Origin of the sequence: Pseudomonas batumici, from assembly GCF_000820515.1 — a bacterium.
Lineage (GTDB): Bacteria > Pseudomonadota > Gammaproteobacteria > Pseudomonadales > Pseudomonadaceae > Aquipseudomonas > Aquipseudomonas batumici.
On sequence record NZ_JXDG01000002.1, the window covers coordinates 1 to 2,699 of the forward strand.

1 protein-coding gene is annotated in these 2,699 nt (G+C 63.2%); it reads left to right on the forward strand.

What is annotated here, in order from left to right; genetic code table 11:
• On the forward strand, nucleotides 1–2,699 hold a 2,699-nt coding region (locus UCMB321_RS00570), incomplete at both ends, for a beta strand repeat-containing protein (protein WP_040063016.1).

Sequence of the window (2,699 nt, forward strand, 5' to 3'; positions counted from 1 at the left end):
GCCCTGACCCTGAACGCCCTGGCCCTGACCAACAGCGGCACGCTCAGCGCGCAACAGGCCCTGAGCTTCACCGGCACCACGCTGGACAACAGCGGCGGCAGCCTGACCGGCAAGGGCGCGGTCACTCTCGACCTGCTGGGGGTGCTCACCAACAGCAACGGCAAGCTCGCCAGTGCTGGGCCGCTGCTGATCAGCCGCAGCAGCCAGCTCAACAACCAGGGCGGGCAACTGGTCAGCCAGGGGTTGTTGAGCCTGCTCAGCGGCGGTCTGGATAACCGCAATCGCGGCACCGTGGCGGCCAACGGCGCGTTGACCCTGACTACCGGCGGCGCCGTGCAGAACAGCGGCGACGGCCTGATCTACAGCCAGAACGGCGACGTCACCCTCAGCGCCGCCAGCCTCGCCAACGGCAAGGGCACCGTGCAAGGCCAGGGGGCGCTGAACCTGACGATCGCCGGCGATATCGACAACCAGAGCGGCAAGCTCATCGCCCAGAACGGCGACCTGCAGGTCAGCGCCGCCAACCTCGACAACCGCGGCGGCACCCTGGCCAGCGTCAAGGCGGCCCTCGACGCTCGGATCGTCGGCGTGCTGAAAAACGGCTACGACCTGAACAACAACCGCCAGGGTGGCATCACCCAGGCCCAGCGCCTGAGCCTCAGCGCGCTGGGCGGGATCGACAACTATGGCGGGCGGATCTCGGCGCAAGGCGGCGATGCGCTGATCACCACCGCCGACTTCGACAACCGCAACGGCGGGCTGTACGCCAAGGGCCTGGTCCAGGTCAGCGGCAACAACTTCGACAACAGCGGCGACAACGACGGGCAGATCGCCGGGCAACGGATCGACCTCAGCCTGAACGGCGCCCTGAACAACCGCCTGGGGATTATCGAAAGCGACAGCACCCTGAGCGTGCGCGCCGCCAGCCTGGATAACCAGACCGGGCAACTGCGGGCGTTGGGCAGCAGCGGCAAGACCGACTTCCAGATCGGCGGGCTGTTCGACAACCGCAACGGCAAGCTGGAAACCGCCAACAGCGACCTGACCCTGAACGCGGGCGGGTTTCTGAACCAGGGCGGCAGCCTGCTGCATCTGGGCGACGGCACCTTCGATATCGCCACCGCGAATATCATGAATGCGGGCGGTAGTTTGGTGACCCGCGGTGGCCTGACGCTGACCGCGGACAGCTGGACCAACAGCAGCGTGATCCAGGCCGGGCGCTTGACGGTGAACGTCAATACCCTGAATCAGACGGCGGGCGGGCAGTTGCTGGCGACCACCAGCCTGACCGGTAACGGCGTCAACTGGAACAACGACGGGCTGATCGCCAGCGACGGCACGGCCAATCTGAATCTGGCGGGCAACTACGGCGGCAATGGGCGTTACAGCAGCCTGGGCAGCCTGGGGCTGACCGCCGCCTCGCTCAATCTGGGCAGCACCGGGAGCATAGCCGGTGGCGGCGATAGCACGATCAATGTCGGCGGGGCGTTGAACAACTCCGGCCGTATCACTTCGGCGGCCGGCCTGAGCGTCAATGCCGGGGCCATCAACAACTACGGGACCTTGGGTAGTACCGGCAACTTGCGTCTGACTACGCCGAATTTGCTGAGCCAGAATGGTCTGATCTTCAGCGGCGGCGACATGGCGTTGCGCACCGACGTGTTCACCAACCGTTATGCGGATGTGTACAGCTTCGGCAACTTGAGCATTGCCAAGGATGACAGCAATGGCTTGAGCTCATCGATCAACAACATCTCCTCGACGATGGAGAGCGGCGGGGATTTGAGCCTCTCGGCCAGTCATATCGAGAACCGCAAGGATGTGTTCCAGACCACGGGTGGTCTGGTGTCCGGCTATATCGGGGTGCAGTGCTCCGATTGCACCTCAATCCATCGGGATGATCCCAGCTACCTGGTCTGGGTGCAGAACTATAAGTCGCAGGTCGTTCAGGACTCGGCGTCTGCCAGCATGACTGCCGGGCGTAATTTCACGGCCACGGGGGGCGACTTCATCAATCAGGCGTCGAACCTCAGCGCCGGAAACAACCTCACATTCAATCTGCAGAGCTTTACCAATCAGGGTGCTTCTGTCGGTGACTACAGTCTTCGGCGCTCCTATAGCTATTCCGATCTCAATCCGCACGACTTATCGAGATTCATGGTCACGGTCATGAATTACAACACCGGCCATGATCCTTCCTACAATCCGGCAGCACCCAATATTCACTTTTGGACCAGCTCCGGCGCTGAGTCCATGGTTCAGGTGGGGGCTGCCCGTAGTGGTGGACGTGATGGGGAGCCGCGCACCACGTACGGCCCGTTATGGCTTCCGACCCCGTATTGGGTTGACCCCACTATAGGTGCCGATACCGGGCCTTGGGAAATGGTGGGTGCCCAGCCTTTCAACAGCACGATGAGCGGCTCATCGAGCTTTACCAGCGCCGTGGTCCAGGCCGGTGGCGCGGTGAATATCAGCGCGACGCAAAACCTCAACAACAGCGTCGTTCGCCAAGGCGTCGCGCTTGCCAGCGACGCTTCCCGTGTGGGCGCAACGCAGGTCAGTGGCAATACAGCGACCGTTGTCAGTATCAATCGCAATTTGACTCCCGACCTTGCACAACAGCAGGTCAACCCCCTCGCACTCCCGGGCTTCAGCCTGCCCACCGGGCAGAATGGCCTGTTCCGCCTGAGCGGGCAGGG